The 19,945-nt window shown below is 67.3% G+C and carries 20 protein-coding genes; 16 read left to right on the forward strand and 4 right to left on the reverse strand.

Features of this window, described 5'->3' with window-relative positions; all coding sequences use genetic code 11:
- The first annotated feature begins 2 nt into the window (after positions 1–2).
- The 11 genes from radC (at position 3) to C0V74_RS03930 (ending at position 8,787) form a co-directional block, all read left to right on the forward strand.
- A complete protein-coding gene (gene radC / locus C0V74_RS03880; protein WP_143252145.1) occupies positions 3–722 on the forward strand; it encodes a DNA repair protein RadC in 720 nt (239 codons plus the stop codon).
- A 48-nt stretch (positions 723–770) separates the two neighbouring features.
- Complete coding sequence (gene purB / locus C0V74_RS03885; RefSeq protein ID WP_143250718.1) at positions 771–2,084, forward strand: adenylosuccinate lyase; 1,314 nt, start codon at positions 771–773, stop codon at positions 2,082–2,084.
- Between the two features lie 79 nt (positions 2,085–2,163).
- Positions 2,164–2,544 (forward strand): DUF1049 domain-containing protein, encoded by a 381-nt coding sequence (locus tag C0V74_RS03890; protein ID WP_210413440.1) that lies wholly within the window; start codon positions 2,164–2,166, stop codon positions 2,542–2,544.
- Complete coding sequence (pyrF, locus tag C0V74_RS03895) at positions 2,541–3,215, forward strand: orotidine-5'-phosphate decarboxylase (RefSeq protein WP_143250719.1); 675 nt, start codon at positions 2,541–2,543, stop codon at positions 3,213–3,215. Before C0V74_RS03890 ends, pyrF begins: the two co-directional genes overlap by 4 nt.
- Positions 3,212–3,718, forward strand: a complete 507-nt coding sequence (locus C0V74_RS03900; RefSeq protein ID WP_210413441.1) for a GNAT family N-acetyltransferase — start codon at positions 3,212–3,214, stop codon at positions 3,716–3,718. The genes pyrF and C0V74_RS03900 overlap by 4 nt, the downstream gene beginning before the upstream one ends.
- Positions 3,719–3,727: 9 nt before the next feature.
- On the forward strand, positions 3,728–4,366 hold the full coding sequence (locus C0V74_RS03905) for a phosphoribosylanthranilate isomerase (protein WP_143250720.1): 639 nt from the start codon (positions 3,728–3,730) through the stop codon (positions 4,364–4,366).
- A gap of 52 nt (positions 4,367–4,418) precedes the next feature.
- Positions 4,419–5,630: a tryptophan synthase subunit beta gene (gene trpB / locus C0V74_RS03910; protein WP_131625282.1), complete on the forward strand. Its 1,212-nt coding sequence runs from the start codon at positions 4,419–4,421 to the stop codon at positions 5,628–5,630.
- A gap of 2 nt (positions 5,631–5,632) precedes the next feature.
- Positions 5,633–5,821: a hypothetical protein gene (locus tag C0V74_RS03915; protein ID WP_143250721.1), complete on the forward strand. Its 189-nt coding sequence runs from the start codon at positions 5,633–5,635 to the stop codon at positions 5,819–5,821.
- The gene (gene trpA, locus C0V74_RS03920; protein ID WP_143250722.1) at positions 5,818–6,606 is read left to right on the forward strand and encodes a tryptophan synthase subunit alpha; all 789 of its coding nucleotides are present in this window, start codon (positions 5,818–5,820) and stop codon (positions 6,604–6,606) included. Before C0V74_RS03915 ends, trpA begins: the two co-directional genes overlap by 4 nt.
- 12 nt (positions 6,607–6,618) lie before the next feature.
- Positions 6,619–7,467, forward strand: coding sequence for an acetyl-CoA carboxylase, carboxyltransferase subunit beta (gene accD / locus C0V74_RS03925; protein ID WP_143250723.1), 849 nt, complete (start codon positions 6,619–6,621; stop codon positions 7,465–7,467).
- Positions 7,468–7,494: 27 nt separating this feature from the next.
- Positions 7,495–8,787 carry a folylpolyglutamate synthase/dihydrofolate synthase family protein gene (locus C0V74_RS03930; RefSeq protein WP_143250724.1) on the forward strand — a complete coding sequence of 431 codons (1,293 nt, stop codon included), beginning with the start codon at positions 7,495–7,497 and terminating at the stop codon, positions 8,785–8,787.
- A 13-nt stretch (positions 8,788–8,800) separates the two neighbouring features.
- Here C0V74_RS03930 and C0V74_RS03935 read toward each other — a convergent pair whose 3' ends face one another.
- Positions 8,801–10,492, reverse strand: coding sequence for an MFS transporter (locus C0V74_RS03935; RefSeq protein WP_143250725.1), 1,692 nt, complete (start codon positions 10,490–10,492; stop codon positions 8,801–8,803).
- Between the two features lie 73 nt (positions 10,493–10,565).
- Here C0V74_RS03935 and C0V74_RS03940 point away from each other — a divergent pair, with 73 nt between their 5' ends.
- The 3 genes from C0V74_RS03940 to rsmD are packed head-to-tail and all read left to right on the forward strand — an operon-like array spanning position 10,566 to position 13,053.
- On the forward strand, positions 10,566–11,723 hold the full coding sequence (locus C0V74_RS03940; RefSeq protein ID WP_143250726.1) for an aromatic ring-hydroxylating dioxygenase subunit alpha: 1,158 nt from the start codon (positions 10,566–10,568) through the stop codon (positions 11,721–11,723).
- 18 nt (positions 11,724–11,741) lie between these two features.
- Positions 11,742–12,497: a pseudouridine synthase gene (locus C0V74_RS03945; protein WP_143250727.1), complete on the forward strand. Its 756-nt coding sequence runs from the start codon at positions 11,742–11,744 to the stop codon at positions 12,495–12,497.
- 10 nt (positions 12,498–12,507) lie between these two features.
- Positions 12,508–13,053 (forward strand): 16S rRNA (guanine(966)-N(2))-methyltransferase RsmD, encoded by a 546-nt coding sequence (gene rsmD / locus C0V74_RS03950; protein ID WP_143250728.1) that lies wholly within the window; start codon positions 12,508–12,510, stop codon positions 13,051–13,053.
- Positions 13,054–13,108: 55 nt separating this feature from the next.
- Here the strand turns inward: rsmD and C0V74_RS03955 are convergent, their stop codons facing one another.
- A complete protein-coding gene (locus C0V74_RS03955) occupies positions 13,109–13,699 on the reverse strand; it encodes a hypothetical protein (protein ID WP_143250729.1) in 591 nt (196 codons plus the stop codon).
- Between the two features lie 105 nt (positions 13,700–13,804).
- On the opposite strand from C0V74_RS03955, the gene C0V74_RS03960 reads away from it, so the two are divergent.
- Positions 13,805–16,111 carry a UvrD-helicase domain-containing protein gene (locus C0V74_RS03960; RefSeq protein WP_246844955.1) on the forward strand — a complete coding sequence of 769 codons (2,307 nt, stop codon included), beginning with the start codon at positions 13,805–13,807 and terminating at the stop codon, positions 16,109–16,111.
- 102 nt (positions 16,112–16,213) lie between these two features.
- Here the strand turns inward: C0V74_RS03960 and C0V74_RS03965 are convergent, their stop codons facing one another.
- A complete protein-coding gene (locus C0V74_RS03965) occupies positions 16,214–17,653 on the reverse strand; it encodes a DEAD/DEAH box helicase (RefSeq protein WP_143252147.1) in 1,440 nt (479 codons plus the stop codon).
- 152 nt (positions 17,654–17,805) lie between these two features.
- Positions 17,806–18,333: a hypothetical protein gene (locus C0V74_RS03970; protein WP_143250731.1), complete on the reverse strand. Its 528-nt coding sequence runs from the start codon at positions 18,331–18,333 to the stop codon at positions 17,806–17,808.
- A gap of 113 nt (positions 18,334–18,446) precedes the next feature.
- On the opposite strand from C0V74_RS03970, the gene C0V74_RS03975 reads away from it, so the two are divergent.
- Entirely contained in the window at positions 18,447–19,895 is a 1,449-nt protein-coding gene (locus tag C0V74_RS03975; RefSeq protein ID WP_143250732.1) for an FAD-binding oxidoreductase, read from the forward strand.
- Positions 19,896–19,945 lie beyond the last annotated feature (50 nt).

The raw sequence follows: 19,945 nt of genomic DNA on the forward strand, positions 1-19,945 counted from the left end.
AGATGCCGGGGGAAAGGTTGCCACCACCTGAAGCCGAAACGCCCGGTGCCGCGAACGGCGCTGCCGGCCACCGGGCGCGGCTGCGCAAACGGCTGCTGACCGGCGGGGCGGAGGCGCTGGCCGACTACGAAGTGCTGGAATACCTGCTGTTCGCCGCCAATCCGCGCGGCGATACCAAGCCGCTCGCCAAGGCGCTGCTGGCGCGCTTCGGCACACTCAACGCGGTCCTGAATGCCGAGCCGGGCGCCCTGACGCAGGTGACCGGCATGGGCGAAACCGGGGCCGCCGCGCTCAAGGCCGTGGCCCTGGCGGCCCGCCGGATGGCAAGGGGCGAGGTGCAGGCCAAGCCCGTGCTTGGCAGCTGGCAGGCGCTGATCGATTACCTGACGATCGACATGGCGCACCTGACGGTCGAGCGGGTGCGGGTGCTCTATCTCGATACCCGCAATCGCCTGATCGCCGATCACCACGTTGGCGACGGATCGATCGATGAAGCGGCGATCCACCCGCGCGAGGTGGTGCGGAAAGCGCTCGATGTCGGGTCGACCGCGCTGATCCTGGTGCACAACCACCCGAGCGGCAATCCCGAGCCGAGCCGTGCCGACATCGACATCACCCGCCGCATCGCGGAGGCCGGACGCCTGCTGGGCATCGTGGTCCACGATCACGTGATCGTCGGCCGCGAAGGCCACGTGAGCCTCAGGGCCAAGGGGTTGATATAGCCGGGCGCGGCCCCTAGCCGCTGGCGCGCAGCCAACCGGAGTCACGACATGGTCCCCCGCTATTCCCGCCCCGCGATGACCGCCATCTGGGAGCCGGAGGCGCGCTATCGCATCTGGTTCGAGATCGAGGCGCACGCGACCGAGAAGCTGGGCGAGTTGGGGGTCGTGCCGGAAAGCGCGGCTAAGGCGTTGTGGAAGTGGTGGGCGACCGAGCCGACCATCGACGTCGCCGCGATCGACGCGATCGAGGCAGTGACCAAGCACGACGTGATCGCATTCCTCACCTGGGTGTCCGAGCAAGTGGGTGAAGAAGCCCGCTTCATGCATCAGGGCATGACCAGTTCCGACGTGCTCGACACGACGCTGTCGGTCCAGCTTGCGCGCGCGAGCGACATCCTGCTCGATGATCTCGACCAGCTGCTCGCCGCGCTGAAGCGCCGGGCGGAGGAACACAAGTACACCCCGACCATTGGCCGCAGCCACGGGATCCATGCCGAGCCGGTGACCTTCGGCCTCAAGCTGGCGCAAGCCCATGCCGAGTTCGCCCGCTGCCGCGAGCGGCTGGTGGCGGCGCGGGCCGAGATCGCGACCTGCGCGATCAGCGGCGCGGTGGGCACGTTCGCCAACATCGATCCGGCGGTCGAGGCGCATGTCGCTGATCAGCTCGGCCTCGCGATCGAGCCGATCAGCACGCAAGTGATCCCGCGCGACCGGCACGCGACGTACTTCGCCGTGCTGGGAGTGATCGCCAGTTCGATCGAGCGGTTGGCGATCGAAGTCCGCCACCTCCAGCGGACCGAGGTGCTGGAGGCAGAGGAGTATTTCTCGCCCGGTCAGAAAGGCAGCTCGGCGATGCCGCACAAGCGCAATCCGGTGCTGACGGAAAACCTCACCGGGCTGGCGAGGATGGTTCGCAGCGCGGTGGTGCCGGCGATGGAGAACGTCGCGCTGTGGCACGAGCGCGACATCAGTCATTCGTCGGTGGAACGATTCATCGGACCCGATGCGACGATCACGCTCGACTTCGCGTTGGCGCGGCTCACCGGCGTGATCGACAAGCTGCTGGTCTATCCGGAGCGAATGCAGAAGAACCTCGACCGGATGGGCGGCCTGGTCCACTCGCAGCGCGTGCTGCTGGCGCTGACCCAGGCGGGCGTCAGCCGCGAGGATGCCTATCGGCTGGTCCAGCGCAACGCGATGAAGGTGTGGGAAAGCGACGGCGCGCTATCGCTGCTCGACCTGCTGAAAGCGGACTCCGAAGTGACCGCCGCGCTTTCGCCGGCCGAGATCGAGGACAAGTTCGACCTCGATTACCACTTCGCCCAGGTCGACACGATCTTCGACCGGGTGTTCGGCCGGTAACCCCACGCCTGTCCCCCGCCCTTCCCTTCGCCCCGGCTTCATCCTAGACCGGCGGCAAGGCTTACAGGAGTTCAAGCGCATGCAGATCGTCCGCACAATTCTTTGGGTCGCGCTGCTGGTCCTCCTGCTCGCGTTCAGCTTCTTCAACTGGCGCCCCGTCGAAGTGCAGATCTGGGATAACCTGGTGCTGGAAACCAAGATTCCGGCACTGGTGGTGACGTCGTTCCTGCTGGGCCTGATCCCGATGTGGCTGGTCCACCGGGGCAGCAAGTGGCGGCTGCAGCGGCGTATCACCACGCTGGAGACCTCCGTGCGCGCCAACGCCGTGACCCCGGCTGCCCCCGCAGCGTCCTCGGCGTCGCCCGCGCCCGCGCCCGCGCACGCCCATCCGGCCGCCGAACCGCTGGCACCCGCGCCGGTCGACGGTGCACCGGTGCGGCGGGACGACATCCTGGGATGAGCAATCCGGTCTACCTTGCGCTCGATCTGCCGCGGCTGGATGACGCGAGGGCGCTCGCCAGCAGGGTCAAGGGCCATGTCGGCGGCCTCAAGCTGGGGCTCGAATTCTTCTGCGCCCATGGCCATCACGGGGTGCACGAGATCGCGCGGGTCGGCCTGCCGATCTTCCTCGACCTCAAGTTGCACGACATCCCCAACACGGTCGCCGGGGCTATGCAAGCGATCCACGTGCTGGAACCGGCGATCGTGACCGTCCACGCCAGCGGCGGGCGGGCGATGATGGAAGATGCCAAGGCGGCGGCGGGCAATGGAACCCGGGTCGTCGCGGTGACGATGCTCACCAGCCTCGACGAGCGCGACCTGCAGCGCACCGGCGTGAACGGCTGCGCGCACGACCAGGTGATGCGGCTTGCCGACCTCGCCCAATCGGCCGGGCTCGATGGCATCGTCTGCTCTGGACACGAGGTTAAGGCGGTGCACGGCCAGTGGAAGGATGGCTTTTTCGTCGTCCCCGGCCTGCGGCTGGCGGACCACGTGGTCGGTGATCAGAAGCGCGTGGTCACCCCGCGTGCCGCGCGTGACGACGGCGCCAGCGTGCTGGTGGTCGGGCGGCCGATCAGCCGGGCCGAGGACCCGCTCGCCGCCGCGCGCGCCATCGAGGCGACGCTTTGAGCGCAATCGAGCGCGCAGCGCCCGGTGATGCCCCTGCCCTCAAGCGCCTGCTCGAGGCGGCGTATCGCGGCGATTCGGCGCGGCGCGGGTGGAACCATGAGGCCGACATCCTCGACGATGAGCGGGTCACTGCTGAAGAGCTCGCCGGCGTGCTGGCCGATCCTCACACGGCGATGCTGGTGGCGCGCGAAGGCGACGCTCTGGTCGGCTGCGTCGCGGTCACCCGCAAGGGGGCGCACCTCGCCTACCTGGGGATGCTCTGCGTCGAGCCTGCTCTCCAGTCGTCGGGTCTCGGCCGCCGCCTGCTCGATGCCGCAGAGGAGCGCGCGCGCCAGGATGGCGTCGCCGCGATGGAGATGACCGTGATCGACAGCCGTGATGTCCTGATCGCCTGGTACGAGCGGCGCGGTTACCGAAGGACGGGTGAGACCCGCCCGTTCCCCGTGCGGCGCGATCCGCCGATCACCTTTGCGGTGCTGGAAAAGCGGCTCACCACAGCCTAGGTGCGGGTCATGACAGCGCCCCTGATCAAGATTTGCGGAATCAGCGACGCCGCCGCGCTCGATATCGCGATCGCGGAGCGCGCCGACTACGCCGGCCTGGTGTTCTTCGCGCCCAGCCCGCGTAACCTGAGCTTCCCTGATGCCGCGGCGCTCGCCCAGCGATCCGGAGCGGCGATCAGCCGGGTGGGGGTGTTCGTCGATCCGGCTGACGACCTGCTGCGCGAAGCGGTCGAGGCGGGGCGACTGGGCGCCCTGCAGGTTCACCGCGTCACCGCAGCGCGGCGAGCGGAAATCCGCGCCCGCTTCGGCTTGCCCGTGTGGGCGGTGGTGGAGGTCAGCCAGCCCGCCGATCTCACCGCGCGCGCCCATCTCGAGGCGGCGGACCGCGTGATCTATGACGCCAAGACGCCAGCGGGCAGCGCGCTGCCGGGCGGCATGGGGTTGGCGTTCGACTGGACGATGCTGTCGGGCATGTCGCAGCCCGCGCCATGGGGACTGGCCGGCGGATTGAGCCCCGCCAACGTGGCCGAAGCGGTGCGCATCACCGGTGCGCCGCTGGTCGACGCGTCCAGCGGGCTCGAAAGCGCGCCCGGCGTAAAGGACCCCGACAGGATCCGGGCGTTCATCGCCGCTGCGCGCGGTGCCTGACGAGCGCAATCCCTACTCGACTTCGCCGGGTAGCGCCGCCAAGGGATACGCCATGAACACCGCTCCCAACTCCTACCGTAACATGCCGGACGAACGCGGGCACTTCGGCGATTACGGAGGCCGTTACGTCGCCGAAACGCTGATGCCGCTGATCCTGGAGTTGGAGACCGCGTATCGCTCCGCGCAGGCGGACCCGGCTTTTCAGGCGCAATTCGACGATTTGATGGCCCACTACGTCGGCCGCCCCTCCCCGCTCTATTTCGCCGAGAGACTGACTGAGGCGCTGGGCGGCGCGCAAGTGTGGTTCAAGCGCGACGAGCTCAACCACACCGGCGCGCACAAGATCAACAATTGCATCGGCCAGATCCTGCTCGCGATCCGCATGGGCAAGCGCAAGATCATCGCCGAAACCGGCGCGGGCCAGCACGGTGTCGCCACCGCCACCGTCTGTGCGCGGTTCGGCCTGCCGTGCACGATCTTCATGGGCGCGACGGACGTTAGCCGCCAGCAGCCCAACGTGTTTCGCATGAAGCTGCTCGGCGCCGAGGTGATCCCCGTCACCAGCGGCGCGGCGACACTGAAGGACGCGATGAACGAGGCGATGCGCCATTGGGTCGCGAACGTGGAAGACACGTTCTACATCATCGGCACCGCCGCGGGCCCGCACCCGTACCCGGAGATGGTGCGCGATTTCCAAAGCGTGATCGGCACCGAAGCGCGGGCGCAACTGCTCGAACGCACCGGCCGCCTGCCCGACCTGCTGGTCGCCGCGATCGGCGGCGGCAGCAACGCGATCGGTCTGTTCCATCCCTTCCTCGACGATGCGGAGGTCAAGATGCTTGGCGTCGAGGCGGCGGGGCATGGGCTCGACAAGGAACACGCCGCGTCGCTCGCGGGTGGATCGCCCGGCGTGCTTCACGGCAACAAGACCTACCTGCTGCAGGACGACGACGGCCAGATCACCGAAGCACACTCGATCAGCGCGGGGCTCGACTATCCCGGCATCGGCCCCGAGCACGCCTGGCTCAAGGACACCGGCCGGGTCGAATACACCGCCATCACCGATGACGAGGCGCTGGACGCGTTCCAGATGCTGTGCCGCACCGAGGGCATCATCCCCGCGCTCGAACCCAGCCACGCCATCGCCGCCGTCGCCAAGCGCGCGAAGGAGATGGACCGCGACGCGATCATTTTGGCAAACCTGTGCGGGCGCGGGGACAAGGACATCTTCACGGTGGCGGAGCATCTCGGAGTCCAGATGTGAAGGTGCCGACGCTGGCCGAAGCCGGCCGCTTTATCCTTATTGTCTTTGGCGTCCTGTTGATCTGCCTGATCGCGCGAATCCTGGTGTTCGACGGTCCGCGCGAAAGCATCGGCGCGGGTGACATCGTCGTCGCCATTACTGCCGCCGTGCTGATCATGGGTGGCTGGCTGAGCAAGAGCGAGCAACCATGACACGCCTTGCCTCCGCATTCACCAAGGGCCACTCCGCTCTCGTCTGCTTCATCACCGCAGGCGATGGCGACACCGCGGCCAACCTTGACGCGCTGGTCGCGGGCGGCGCGGACGTGATCGAACTGGGGATGCCGTTCACCGATCCGATGGCCGACGGGCCGGCGATCCAGGCGGCGAACCTGCGCAGCCTTGGCGCGGGCACGACCACCCGTGACGTGCTGATGATCGCCAACGAGTTCCGCGACCGTCACCCCGATGTGCCGCTCGTCCTGATGGGCTATGCCAACCCGATGATCCGCCGCGGACCCGAATGGTTCGCCGCCGAGGCCAGTGGTTGCGGTGTCGACGGGGTGATCTGCGTCGACATCCCGCCCGAGGAGGATGACGCGCTCGGCCCCGCGCTGCGTGCCGAAGGGATCGACCTGATCCGCCTCGCCACCCCGACCACCGACACCGCGCGGCTGCCGGCGGTGCTCGAAGGTTCGTCCGGCTTCGTCTATTACGTCTCGGTCGCCGGGATCACCGGGCTGCAGCAGGCCGCCCCCGCCTCGATCGAGAGCGCGGTCGCCCGGCTGAAGACCGCGACCAACCTTCCGGTCGCTGTCGGCTTCGGCGTGCGGACACCGGAGCAAGCCAGCGCGATCGCCCGGGTTGCGGATGGCGTGGTCGTCGGCTCCGCGCTGGTAGAGCTGTGCGCCCAGCCGAACGCCCCTGAACGCTTGCAAGCGCTGACCGCTTCGCTAGCGGAAGCCGTCCACACAGCACGGAAAGACGTCCATGTATAAGGAACCCCGGGCATGAGCTGGCTCAGCCGCGTCCGCAACTCGCTCCCGTTCGTCGCCAAGCGCGAGACGTCCGATAACCTGTGGATCAAGTGCCCGGGTTGTCAGGAGATGCTGTTCATCAAGGAGTTCGAGGACAACCTGGAAGTCTGCCCCCGGTGCAACTTCCACGGTCGGATCGGCGCCGACAAGCGGCTTGGCCAACTGCTCGACGCCGGATTCGACGTCCTCCCGCAGCCGAGCGTAAAGGAAGATCCGCTCAAGTTCCGCGACACGAAGAAGTACACCGACCGCCTGAAGCAGGCGCGCGCCAAGAACCCGCATAGCGATGCCTTCAGCGTCGGCTCTGGCGCGATCGAGGGACGGCCGGCGGTGGTCGGGGTGCAAGACTTCGGCTTCATGGGCGGCAGCATGGGAATGGCCGTCGGCACTGCGTTCGTGGCGGGAGCGGAACGGGCGCTGGAGCGGCGCTGCCCCTACATCGTGGTGACCGCAGCGGGCGGCGCGCGGATGCAGGAAGGCATCCTCAGCCTGATGCAGATGCCCAAGGCGACCGTGATGACCCGCCGGCTGAAGGAGGCCGGCCTCCCCTATATCGTCGTGCTGACTGACCCGACCACGGGCGGCGTCACCGCGAGTTATGCCATGCTGGGCGATATTCACATCGCGGAACCTGGCGCATTGATCGGCTTTGCCGGCCAGCGCGTGATCCAGGACACCATCCGGGAGCAGCTGCCCGAGGGGTTCCAGCGCGCCGAATACCTGCACAAGCACGGCATGGTCGACATGGTGGTCGAGCGGAAGGACCTGAAGGATACGCTGGCGACCCTGATCGAATACCTCGCGCCGGCGCGGGCGGCGTAGCTCTTTTCCCGCACGCGGAGGGCGCGGATGAAAGACTTTGCCACATCGTCCGACCCCGCGGTGCAGGCGCAGCTCGATCGGCTGGCGAAGCTGACGCTGCCACAGGGACGGTTCGGGCTCGAAACGATCCGCGCGCTGCTGGAAAGGCTCGGTAACCCGCAGGACCGGCTGCCGCCCGCGTTCCACGTTGCCGGCACCAATGGCAAGGGGTCGACCTGCGCCTACCTGCGCGCGATGCTGGAGGCCGGCGGGCTGACCGTCCACGCCGCCACCAAGCCGCACCTCGTCCGCTATAACGAACGCATCCGCATCGCGGGCGAGCTGATCTCGGACGATGAGCTTGCCGCGCGCCTGAAGGACGTGCTGGATGCTGGCGAGGACCTCGGCCCCAGCTTTTTCGAGGTCACCACTGCCGCTACCTTCCTCGCTTTCGCGGAGGCGGAGGCCGACGCGTGCATCATCGAGGTCGGCCTGGGCGGCAGGTTCGACGCGACCAACGTGCTTCCGCACCCCGCCGCCTGCGGGATCGCCAGCCTCGGTATCGATCACGAAGCATTCCTGCTCGCACCCGAAGAGGGCACGCCCGATGATCCGATCGCCCGCATCGCGTTCGAGAAAGCGGGGATCGTCCGCCCGGGCCGTCCACTGGTGACGATGAGCTATTCCGAAGCCGCCGAGCTCGAAATCGAGCGCGCCGCGCTGGCCGCCGGGGCACCGTTGCACTTGCGCGGGCGCGACTGGTCGGCACACGTGGGAGAGCGCATCGAATACGAGGACCGGCACGGCCGCCTTGCGCTGCCCCTTCCCGCACTCGCCGGCGCGCATCAGGCGGATAATGCGGCACTCGCGGTGGCGATGCTGCGGCACCAGGATTTCGTGGCGGTCGACCCGCTGGCGATTAACGAAGGCATCCGCAGCGCCCGCTGGCCCGCCCGGCTGCAACTGCTGGGCGACGGACCTCTGACCGCTTTGGTCGCGGGGCGCGAGCTATGGCTTGATGGGGGCCACAACCCCGACGCCGGGGCGGCCATCGCTCGTCATTTTGACAAGCCCGTGCACCTCGTCATCGGAATGTTGGCGAGCAAGAACCCGCGCGCGATCGTCGATCCGCTGGAGGGTCGGATCGCCAGCCTTTCGGCGGTGCCCATTGCCGGGAGCGATTGCCACGACGCGCCGGCTTTCGGCCCTGGCTGCCGTGCCTTCGCCAGCGTCGAGGACGCGCTGCGCGCGATCGAGCCGGACGGGCGGCCGATCCTGATCGCCGGTTCACTTTACCTTGCAGGCGAGGTCCTGCGAGCGAACGACCAGATCCCCCGCTGATCGCCGCAATCGGTCAGGCCGGCTCTGGCGCGACCACCCCGGCTTGGGCGGTGCGGCTCTGCCGGTACCATTCCGCGAGGCACAGGACGACGGCAATGCCGCCGATGGCGGTGGTGAACAGGAAGACGTTGTAATAACCGCGCTCCTCGATCGCCTGACCGAGCGCGCCTCGCCCCAAGGTCCCGACCAGCAATGTCAGTGACGACAACAGCGCATATTGCACCGCGCTGTATCCCTTTGCGACGATCGACGAGAGCCACGCGACATAGGCCGCCCCGGCGATGCCGACGGCCAGATTCTCCGCGCCGATGGCCAGCATCAGCTTGGCCATTTCAGGCCTTGCGCCGAAGCTCTGCACCAGGTTGGTGAACCCGATCGCATCGGCGAACGCCTGCATCGTGATGCCTCCCCGGGCAAGGTCGGCGTAAAGCAGATTGGTGAGCGCGGCCAGCACCGCCCCCAGGGTCAACGTAGCCATGCGGCCGATGGCGGTGAGCAGCGTCCCGCCGATCGCGAGGCCGAGCACGATGGCCCCCACTCCGAAGAACTTGGAGGCGACCGCGACCTCGTCGTTCGAATACTTCAGCTCGCCCAGGTAAAACGGATAGGCGAAGGTGCCCCAGATCGCGTCGCAGATGCGGTACGTGAGCACCAGCGCGAGGATCAGCACCAGCGACCAGCCCAGCCGGCCGACGAATTCCACCAGCGGCAGCACCAGCGCACGATAGAGATGGTCGGCCACCACGGCTCCGCCGGTGGCGACCGGCACGTCTTCCTGCAACAGCAGGGCTGGATTGCGCTGCTTGCCCACCAGCCATCCCGCGATAAGGGCGGGCAGCACGATGGTGGCGATGACGATCAGCGGACCTGCGGTGGCCGTAAAGGCGGTGGGATCGGGCCGCTCGTCGGGCGCGGCGGTCATCGACATGACCATGAACACGATCACCGTCAGCAGCGCCGCGCCCCACAGCGCCCCGATCGCCAGCAGCGCCTGCATCCGCAGTTTGGGGGAAAGCTGTCCGGCGCGGCGCAGTACGAGCATCGCGTCCTGCTGCTCGGCGGTCGGCGCGACGACATCGGCGTCAGGCGCGAACAGCCCGACCACGCCGATCGCCAGCAGAATCCCGCCCATCAGCAGGTACGTCTGCGGCCAGCCGATCCGCGCCGCCAGGATCAGCGCCAGCGCGCCGCCCACCAGCGAAGACAGGCGGAAACCCATCTGGTAGACGGTCGAGAGGATATCGAGCGTCGCGTCTTCGTCGGCGATGTCGATGCGCCAGGCGTTGATCGCGATGTCCTGCGTCGCGCTGGCAAACGCGCCGATCGCGGCCAGCAGGCTGAACATGCCGAGCGAGCTGCCCGGATCGAGCGCGCTCATGATCACCAGCACCGCGCCCAGCACCAGTTGGGCCGGCACGATCCACTGCTTGCGCTTGCCCAGCTTGCGGAACAGCGGAATGTCGATCCGGTCCACCAACGGCGACCAGAGGAACTGGAAGGCGTAGGCCAGCCCGATCAGGCTGAACACGCCCATCGTTTCAAGGTCGACCTCGGCCTCGGTCAGCCAGGCGTAAAGGGTGCCCAGGAACAGCGCGAAGGGCAGCCCACTGGCAAACCCGAACAGCGCCATGAAACCGGTCTTGCGATTGCGCATCGCGCGCATCAGCGTGCGGAACCCCGGCTTCTTCGCTGCGGCTGCGGCCATTCCCTAGCGTCCTTCCCGAATACCCAATTCCGTGCGACATTTAGCGCTGGGACAGGAATAAGGAAGCTTCGCCATGAACGAGGCCATAATCGCGCCGGGGAAAAGACCGACTGCCGGGCAGCTTGCGCTGGCCGAAGCACTGGCACGCGGCGAGACGCGCCCCGCGGGGGGCATCACCACGGTGCCCGCCTCCGTCTACACCGATCCTGAGCATTTCGCGCGCGAGAAGGCCGCGCTGTTCGACCGTCTGCCGCAAGTGCTGATGCCCAGTGCGCTGATCCCCGATCCGGGAATGGCGGTACCGCACGATCTCACTGGCAAGCCGCTGCTGGTGACCCGCGACAAGTCGGGCGTCTGCCACGTGTTCCTGAACGTCTGCCGCCATCGCGGCACCCGGCTGGTAGAAGGCAACGAGGCGGAGTGTGCCGCGCGGCTGGTATGCCCGTATCACGCGTGGACGTACCGCCTCGACGGCGCGCTCCTCGCCCTGCCCCGCCCCGACAGCTTCCCCGGCCTCGACAAGGGTGACTTTCACCTCGTCGAATTGCCGAGCTGCGAGGCGGGCGGCCTGATCTGGTATTCGCCAGTCGAGGGGGCGGATTTCACCCTCGCCCGCACGCTGGGCGACGACATGGACGCCTTCGGTGCCGCCGATCATTTCCTGTTTCGCCGCAAGACGCACGAGGTGCGCGGCAACTGGAAGCTGATCATGGACGCGTTCCTGGAAAGCTATCACGTCACCCGGCTGCACGCGAAGACCATCGGCCCGTTCTTCAAGGACGGCGTGACCGCCGGCGATTCCATCGGCTGCCATGCCCGCAGCGCGGTCGGCCGGGTGGACGAGCTGGGCGACATCGACCTCACCGACATGGCCGCGCTGCGGCGGCGGGTGACGTTCGCCTATCAGCTGCTCCCGGCAACGGTCATCATCCCCAGTCCCGACTACATCAACGTGATGGCGTTGTGGCCGACTGCGCACGACCACACCCTGGTGGAAGACTTCATGCTGATCCCGGAGGAACCCCACAGCGACAAGGCGCGCGATCACTGGGAGCGCAGCTGGGCCCTCCTCGATGGCGGGGTGTTCGCATCCGAAGATTTCCGCGCAGCGGAGCTGGGCCAACAAGGTCTGTCTACCGGCGTGGTGCCGGAACTGACGCTCGGTACGCTCGAAGGGGGCATCCGCCGGTTTCATGACACGGTGAGCGAGGCGTTGCGCGCGGCGAACTGAGCGCCTAGTCGCGCGGACATGCCACAAAGCTCTGACCGACCCGACGGCGAACGCATCGCCAAGCTGCTCGCGCGCGCCGGAGTCGCCAGCCGGCGCGAAGTGGAGCGGATGATTGCGGAAGGCCGGGTGGCCATCGGCGGCAAGGTGCTCGATACCCCGGCGACGATCATCCCCAACCTGCAGGGCGTCACGGTCGACGGCAAGGCGGTGGAGCGAGCAGAACCGGCCCGCGTGTTCGCCTTTCACAAGCCATCCGGCCTGCTTACTGCCGAGCGCGATCCCAAGGGCCGCCCGACGATCTACACCGCGCTGCGCAACGCGCTGCCGCGCAACGCACCCCGGGTGATGCCGGTCGGCCGGCTGGACATGAACACCGAAGGGCTGCTGCTGCTGACCAACGACGGCGCGCTCAAGCGGTCGCTTGAACTGCCCGCCTCCAACGTGCCGCGCACTTACCGCGTGCGCGCGTTCGGCGACATCACGCAGAGCCGGCTCGACGACCTGATCGAGGGGATCGAGATCGAAGGCGTCCGCTATGGCAAGATCGAGGCCGACCTGGAGCGCGGCGCGGGGCGCAATCGCTGGATCGTGATGACGCTGACCGAAGGCAAGAACCGCGAGGTGCGCCGCGTGCTGGAGCATCTCGGCCTGCAGGTCAGCCGGTTGCTTCGCGTCGGGTATGGCCCCTTCAACCTGGGCGATCTGCCGCGCGGCGCGGTGGCGGAAATCCCGCAGGTCGAAGTGGAGCGGCTGCGCAAGAGCCTGAAGGCGTGAGGCCGAAGCGATGAGAATTGTCGCGGGCGAATGGCGCGGCCGCAAGCTGGTCGCCCCGAAGGGAGAAGCCACCCGGCCGACCGCCGACCGCACCCGCGAAACGTTGTTCAACATGCTCACCAGCAGGATCGGCCCTTTTGACGGGCTGACGGTCGCCGACCTGTTCGCGGGGTCCGGCGCGCTGGGGCTGGAGGCCTTGTCGCGCGGTGCACGATCATCGCTGTTTGTCGAGCAGGACCCTGCCGCAGTCGATGCGATCCGCGCCAACATCGCGGCGCTGGGTGCGAGGGAACGCAGCGAGGTGCGGCGCGGTTCGGTGATGGAGCTCGCCCCGGTGCAGGCGCCGTACGACCTTATGCTGCTCGACCCGCCATACGGCACCGGTGCCGCGGGCGTAGCGCTCGACCGGCTGGCGCGGCTCGGCTGGATCGGACCCGCCACCTGGATCGCGGCGGAGACCGGGGCAGACGAACAACTCACTGTGAAGGGTTTGGCGACGCAGGTCGAGCGCAAGGTAGGCAAAGCACGGCTCTGGCTCCTGCGCGCCGAAGGTTGATGCGCAAAGGGCACCTCCCGTCACGGAAGGTGCCCTTCTCTCGACCGACGATGGATCAGTTCTGCTTCTTCGGACCCGGTATCTCGCTGGCGGGTCGACCAGGCCAGCGGTTGAGCGGGCGGTTGCCGTAATTGAGCCCTGCTTCGCGCGGATTGATGCACTGATCCTGCACGGTGCCACGGCACGGGGGGTAGGTGCCGCTGTTAGTCGCGGCAGGCACGGTCTGCGTCACTTCCCCGCTCACGAAACGGGGGCCGCCAGTGCTCGCGCCCATGGCGGCGGTGGTAGCGGTCTGCGCGGTGGTCGACGCATTGGCCGACGGCGTGCCCGCCATCTGCCCCTCGATCGAGGTCCACGCAGCGGTGCGCTGCTCAGGCGTCATCGCATAGACGCGAGCGCGTTGATCGTCGGTCAGGGCCCACCAGCCGGTCTGCTGTGCCGGGGTCAGCGTCCAGAAATACGTCTGATAGGTGCTCGGCCACGCGGTGTAGGTCGTCTGCCGATCCGGCGGCCATGCGTCATAGGTGGACTGCTGGGTCGTGGTCATGGTGTAGACATTGCCGCTGGCGTCCACCGCCATGTCCTGTGCCACTGCAGGCATTGCAAAGACCAGCGCCGCAGCGCCGGCGAGCATCAACTTGTTCATCGGATCTCTCCTCAACATTTGTGAACTCGCTACGCTCACCGTCGGCACTCGGTTCCGCCCCGCCCCTTGCGCGGCACACCTATGTTCCCTAGCTGTTCGCAATCGATGGATGCCGATCCCGCCCTTCCCGCCGCGCCTGGCGCTGGCGAAGTTCCCGCCTATGCGCAGGGACTTAACGTCCCGCAGCAACAGGCGGTGCTGACCACGGAAGGACCGGTGCTGATGCTAGCCGGCGCGGGCACCGGCAAGACGGCTGCGCTCACCGCACGTTTGGCTCATCTCGTCGCAACCCGCCGCGCCTGGCCGAGCGAGATCCTTTGCGTCACCTTCACCAACAAGGCCGCGCGCGAGATGAGGGAGCGGGTCGGCCGCCATATCGGCGAGGCGGTTGAGGGGATGCCGTGGCTCGGCACCTTCCACTCGATCGGCGCCAAGATGCTGCGCCGCCATGCCGAGTTGGTCGGACTGCAGTCGAACTACACGATCATCGACACGGACGATCAGATCCGTCTGCTCAAGACGCTGATCACCGAAAACGGTCTCGACGAGAAGCGCTGGCCCGCACGCCAGCTTGCCGGCCTGATCGACCGGTGGAAGAACCGCGGTCTGAACCCGGCCGATCTGGATGCGGTCGAGAACGAAGCGTACGCCAACGGGCGCGGGCAGGAGTTCTATGGCCTGTATCAGGCGCGGCTGAAGGCGCTGAACGCATGCGATTTCGGCGACCTGCTGTTGCACATCCTCAACGTGTTCCGCAGCCACCGCGAGGTGCTCCAGCAATATCAGCAGCGCTTCAAGTACATCCTGGTGGACGAGTACCAGGACACCAACCAGGTCCAGTACCTGTGGCTCCGCCTGCTCGCGCAAGAGCGCAAGAACATCTGCGTGGTGGGGGACGACGACCAGTCAATCTATTCCTGGCGCGGCGCGGAAGTGGCCAACATCCTGAAGTTCGAGAAGGACTTCCCCGGGGCGGCGGTAATCAAGCTGGAGCAGAATTATCGCTCTACCCCGCACATCCTGGCCGCCGCATCCGGCCTGATCAACGCCAATAGCGACCGCCTGGGCAAGACGCTGTGGACCGAAATCCCTGCGGGCGAGAAGGTCCGCGTGATCGGCGTGTGGGACGGTCCCGAGGAAGCCCGCCGCATCGGCGAGGAGATCGAGCGGCTGGAGCGCGAGGGCGCAGGGCTCGACCAGGTCGCGATCCTGGTCCGTGCCCAGTACCAGACGCGCGAGTTCGAAGACCGGTTCATCCAGATCGGGATGAACTACCGCATCATCGGCGGTTTCCGCTTCTACGAGCGGGCGGAAATTCGCGATGCGCTCGCCTACCTGCGGGTGATCGCCAGTCCGGCCGATGATCTGGCGTTCGAACGGATCTACAACCAGCCCAAGCGTGGTCTGGGTGCGAAGACGCTTGAACTGATGCACCGCCACGCCCGGGCGACCGGCCTGCCGCTCGCCGCCGCGTCGCTCCAGTTGGCGGACTCGGACGAATTGCCCGCCCGTGCGCGCGGCACCATCGCGAACCTGATGGGGCAATTCCTCCGCTGGCGCGAGATGGCCGAGAGCATTCCGCCGGCCGAATTGATCCGCGCCGTGCTGGCCGACAGCGGTTACGACGCGATGCTGCAGGCGGAAAAGAGCGCCGAAGCAGCCGGTCGCGCCGAAAACCTGTCCGAGCTTGCCCGTGCGATGGAGGAGTACGACACGCTCGGCGATTTCCTCGAGCATGTGGCGCTGGTGATGGACAACGAACGCGCCGACGATGGGGAAAAGGTCACCATCATGACCATCCACGCGGCCAAGGGGCTGGAGTTCGACCACCTGTTCCTGCCTGGCTGGGAAGAGGGAGTGTTCCCCTCGCAGCGCGCGCTGGATGAAGGCGGGCTCGCCAGCCTCGAGGAAGAACGGCGCCTCGCCTATGTGGCGATCACCCGCGCGCGCCGTCGGTGCACGATCATCCACGCTGCCAACCGCCGCATCTACGGGCAGTGGACCAGTTCCATCCCGAGCCGCTTTGTCGGCGAACTGCCGGCCGACCAGATCACCGAGGAGACCACCCTCACCGGCGGAGCCTCACTCTGGCGCGCGCAAATGAGTGAGCACGACGATCCGTTCGCTCACGTCGCGCGGGCGCAGCCCGCTCGCACGCTGACCCGCGGCCCGGGTTGGCAGCGGGCGCTGACCACCGGCTACGACGCCACGCCGCACCGCGTCAGGGAGAATACCCGCAGCGCCGCCAGCTTTGCCGCCAAGCCGCGCAGCGATGTCGCGGTCGGACAGCGGGTGTTCCACGACAAGTTCGGTTATGGCGAAGTGGTCGATCAGGAAGGCAACAAGCTGGAGATCGAATTCGAAGCCGCAGGGCGCAAGCGGGTGATCGACAGCTTCGTCACCGTGGCCTGACCGCCCGGCGGCAACGTCTTCATGCGTGGGCGCTGCTCCCGCCCGAAGGCAATCGCCAACAAGGTGCAGCGTATTTCAGAAAGTCAGGCGACGTAGCGCAGCCTACAGTGCCGAATGTTCGAGGAAACTCGGCACCGGCCCGTTCCACTCGCCCGGCTTGGACGGCGTGTCGTCCCGTTCGTCCCGGCGGGGGCGCTCGTGCTGGCGGGGGCGCTCATCCCGATGGGCGCGGTCGTCACTGCGAGCTCGCTCGGCCTGCTCGTCGCGCACGCGCGCCGGACGCTCTTCGCGAGCGCGGCGGGGACGGTCCTCCCGCCCGCGGTCGGCAGCTTCACGCCGGGGACGCTCTGCGCGACCCTCAGGCTCGGACACTTCAGCAGCGGCTGCGGGGGCGGTGACCGCTGGTGCAACGAGTTCGACCCGGAGGTCTTTCTTCCCGAACACCGCGATCGGCGCCTGGGTCAGCTTTTCGACATTGCCGATCGCTTCGGCATCTTCCTCCGAGACGAACGTGAACGCCCTGCCCTTGGCCCCGGCGCGGCCCGTGCGGCCGATGCGGTGCACATAATCATCCGGGTGCCACGGCGTGTCGAAGTTGAACACGTGGCTCACGCCCTTGATGTCCAGCCCGCGGGCCGCGACGTCAGAGGCGACGAGGATGTTGACCTCGCCATTCTTGAACCGGTCGAGTTCCTTGATCCGGCTCGACTGATCCATGTCGCCGTGGATCTCGCTTGAGCGGAAGCCATGGCTCTGCAGGCTCTTGTTGATCTCGCGCACCGTGGTCTTGCGGTTGGCAAAGATGATCGCGGTGTCGACCAGATCGTTGCGGAGCAGCCAGCGCAGGGTATCACGCTTGTCGCGCGCCTTCACCGGCACCTTGAACGCGGTGATGTTCTCGTTGCTGCTGGCCGCGCGATTGACCTCGATCCGCTTGGGATTGGTGAGGAACTTCTTCGCGAGTTTCTCGATCGGCGGCGGCATGGTGGCCGAAAACAGCATGGTCTGCCGGGTTTCCGGCAGCTTGGAGCAGATGAACTCGATGTCGGGGATGAACCCCATGTCGAGCATCCGGTCAGCCTCGTCGATCACCAGCAATTCGCAACCGTTGAGCATGATCTTGCCGCGCTCGAACAGGTCCATCAGCCGGCCCGGCGTGGCGATCAGCACATCGACGCCATCGGACAGCGCCTTGATCTGATCGCCCATCTGCACGCCGCCGATCAGCAGCGCCATCTTGAGGTCGTGGTTGGTGCCGTACTTGACGAAGTTCTCGGCCACCTGTGCGGCCAGTTCGCGGGTGGGCTCAAGGATCAGGCTGCGGGGCATCAGCGCGCGGCGGCGGCCATGGCTGAGGATGTCGATCATCGGCAGCACGAAGCTGGCCGTCTTGCCGGTCCCGGTCTGGGCGATGCCGATGATGTCCTTCATCATCAGCACCGGCGGGATCGCCTGCGCCTGAATAGGCGTCGGCTCGGTGTAGCCGGCGGTTTCCACCGCTTGGAGAAGTTCGGGTGATAGGCCGAGGTCGGCGAAGGTCATGCAGTCTCGATTGAAAGAGGGTTCGGCAGGGCGGCGCGCGCCGTTCATGACGAAGGGCGCGCCGCCCGCCACGATCCGCGTCACGCAGTGCGCGCGGCGGCGGTGAAAGTCAAGGTTGCGCCACGGCCCCGGTCATGGCCGTTCGCATCAGCTCAGTCGTCCTTGGCAACCAGCTGACGTAAGCGGCTCACCTCGCAATTTGCGCCAGCGCGCGAATGGAGCCGGTCGCGGTCCACGCACAGCATGCCGTCCCTGGTTCGTTCCAGGTAGAAGCCCGCATAGAAATCGCGCGCGCTGCACGCTTTTTCCAACGTGGCCGAAACCAGTCGTCGATCGCGCATGAACAGCAGCAGCCTGCCGCTGGAATCGGGCTGAACCGCCGCGATGCCGCTGACGGGGACGCACTTGCCCATCTTGCGCTCGCTGAGCCGCGGGACAGCGGCAGGAGCGGTTTCGGCGGCGATGCTCTGGCGAATCCGCGGTCCGGGCGGTGAAATCCGGACGATGACCCGCTGCTCGATCCGCACCTGCCCGGCAGCCGGTTCGTCGGCCGGGCTGACGGCGCGCATCGGCTCCCGGACCGGGGGCGCGGCGGGCACGGCGTCGCCGGCAGCCCCGCCCACCGTCATGGTGGGCACCAGCAGCGCGATCGGCGCGAAAAAGGTGAGCAACAGGTTCATCAGGTGCGTGTTCGATGCGGTCCCTAGCTCACGCGGTTGAATAGCGGCTTAATCTTACCGCTGCCCGGTGCAACTCTCGCCTTGCCCGCCAATCCTGTGCCATAGGCGGGGCCATGCAAGATCGTGGACCCTTCCTGGAGGCGGCAGCGGCTATTCTGGGCCAGCGCGGACTGACAGGCGACCCTGAACTGATGCAGCCTTGGCTGACCGACTGGCGCGGCCGGTTCACCGGGCAAGCGCTGGCAATGGCTTCGCCCGCCTCGACCGCTGAGGTGGCGGCGCTGGTCAGATTGTGCGCCGAACACCGCGTGCCGATCGTCCCGCAGGGCGGGAACAGCGGCATGTCTGGCGGCGCAACCCCCGATGGAAGCGGCAGCGCCCTTCTCCTATCGCTCCGCCGGATGGACCGCATCCGCATGTTCGACGCGGCCGCGCGGGAGGCGGTGTGCGAAGCGGGCGTAGTGCTGCAGACTTTGCACACTGCGGCGGAGGCGCAGAACCTGCGCTTTCCCCTCACCCTGGGCGGCAAGGGTTCGGCCACCGTGGGGGGCCTCGTCTCGACTAACGCCGGCGGCACGCAAGTGCTGCGCCACGGGTCGATGCGCGCGCAGGTTATGGGGATCGAGGCGGTGCTGGCCGATGGCAGCGTGTTCTCCGCTCTCACCCCTCTCAAGAAGGACAACCGCGGGTTCGATCTGAAGCAGTTGCTCATCGGGTCGGAGGGAACCCTCGGGATCATCACGGCCGCCACCCTGCGGCTGGTGCCGGCGCTTGCGGCGCGTGCGGTGTTGTGGGTCGGGGTCCCCACTCTGGCTGCCGCACGCGAGTTGCTGTTGTTCTGCGAAGAAAATGCTGGCGACGCGCTCGAGGGTTTCGAGGTGCTGGCGCAGGATACCCTGGAGGATGTGCTGGCGTACCTCCCCGGCGCGCGCGCTCCTCTGTCAGGCGCACATGGCTGGCATGCCCTGATCGAACTGGCCGCCGATCACGCCGCCGCTGACGACCTTTCCGAGAGGGCCGAATCCCTGTTGTCACGGGCTTTCGAGCGCGACCTGGTGGAAGACGCCACCATCGCTGCGAGTGAAACGCAGGCCGAGGCGTTCTGGGCGATTCGCGAGGCCATCGCCCCTGCAGAACGCGCACGCGGTCCGGCGGTGCAGCACGACCTTTCAGTTCCCGTGGACCGGATGCCGGGCTTTGTCGCCGATGCGGTGGACCAGGTCGAACGGGCGTGGCCGGGTACGCACGCGGTCGCGTTCGGCCATCTGGGTGATGGCAACGTTCACTTTCATGTGATCGCCCCGCCCGGAGTCGACGCCGACGAGTGGCAAACTGGACCGGGCAAGGCGATCAGCCGCCAGGTCCATGACCTGCTCACCCGATGGGAGGGTTCGATCAGCGCCGAACACGGCATCGGACAGCTAAAGCGGGATGAACTGAGCCGCCTGGGCGATCCGGTCGCGCTATCGGTCCTGCGCTCGGTCAAGCAGGCGCTCGACCCCTTGGGATTGCTCAATCCGGGCAAGCTGGTCCCGCTTGCGCCAGCCGGCCACAATCCGTAAAGCGCCCGCTTTCTTGCGCGGGGCCGGGATCTGCCGCCGCACTTAATCTT

Origin of the sequence: Altererythrobacter sp. TH136, from assembly GCF_007065885.1 — a bacterium.
Classification (GTDB): Bacteria; Pseudomonadota; Alphaproteobacteria; order Sphingomonadales; family Sphingomonadaceae; genus Tsuneonella.

Bases quoted from the DNA above. Each gene is read 5' to 3' on its own strand.
- radC (WP_143252145.1), top strand. From the start codon at position 3: ATGCCGGGGGAAAGGTTGCCACCACCTGAAGCCGAAACGCCCGGTGCC.
- purB (WP_143250718.1), top strand. From the start codon at position 771: ATGGTCCCCCGCTATTCCCGCCCCGCGATGACCGCCATCTGGGAGCCG.
- C0V74_RS03890 (WP_210413440.1), top strand. From the start codon at position 2,164: ATGCAGATCGTCCGCACAATTCTTTGGGTCGCGCTGCTGGTCCTCCTG.
- pyrF (WP_143250719.1), top strand. From the start codon at position 2,541: ATGAGCAATCCGGTCTACCTTGCGCTCGATCTGCCGCGGCTGGATGAC.
- C0V74_RS03905 (WP_143250720.1), top strand. From the start codon at position 3,728: ATGACAGCGCCCCTGATCAAGATTTGCGGAATCAGCGACGCCGCCGCG.
- trpB (WP_131625282.1), top strand. From the start codon at position 4,419: ATGAACACCGCTCCCAACTCCTACCGTAACATGCCGGACGAACGCGGG.
- trpA (WP_143250722.1), top strand. From the start codon at position 5,818: ATGACACGCCTTGCCTCCGCATTCACCAAGGGCCACTCCGCTCTCGTC.
- accD (WP_143250723.1), top strand. From the start codon at position 6,619: ATGAGCTGGCTCAGCCGCGTCCGCAACTCGCTCCCGTTCGTCGCCAAG.
- C0V74_RS03930 (WP_143250724.1), top strand. From the start codon at position 7,495: ATGAAAGACTTTGCCACATCGTCCGACCCCGCGGTGCAGGCGCAGCTC.
- C0V74_RS03935 (WP_143250725.1), bottom strand. From the start codon at position 10,492: ATGGCCGCAGCCGCAGCGAAGAAGCCGGGGTTCCGCACGCTGATGCGC.
- C0V74_RS03940 (WP_143250726.1), top strand. From the start codon at position 10,566: ATGAACGAGGCCATAATCGCGCCGGGGAAAAGACCGACTGCCGGGCAG.
- C0V74_RS03945 (WP_143250727.1), top strand. From the start codon at position 11,742: ATGCCACAAAGCTCTGACCGACCCGACGGCGAACGCATCGCCAAGCTG.
- rsmD (WP_143250728.1), top strand. From the start codon at position 12,508: ATGAGAATTGTCGCGGGCGAATGGCGCGGCCGCAAGCTGGTCGCCCCG.
- C0V74_RS03955 (WP_143250729.1), bottom strand. From the start codon at position 13,699: ATGAACAAGTTGATGCTCGCCGGCGCTGCGGCGCTGGTCTTTGCAATG.
- C0V74_RS03960 (WP_246844955.1), top strand. From the start codon at position 13,805: ATGGATGCCGATCCCGCCCTTCCCGCCGCGCCTGGCGCTGGCGAAGTT.
- C0V74_RS03965 (WP_143252147.1), bottom strand. From the start codon at position 17,653: ATGACCTTCGCCGACCTCGGCCTATCACCCGAACTTCTCCAAGCGGTG.
- C0V74_RS03970 (WP_143250731.1), bottom strand. From the start codon at position 18,333: ATGAACCTGTTGCTCACCTTTTTCGCGCCGATCGCGCTGCTGGTGCCC.
- C0V74_RS03975 (WP_143250732.1), top strand. From the start codon at position 18,447: ATGCAAGATCGTGGACCCTTCCTGGAGGCGGCAGCGGCTATTCTGGGC.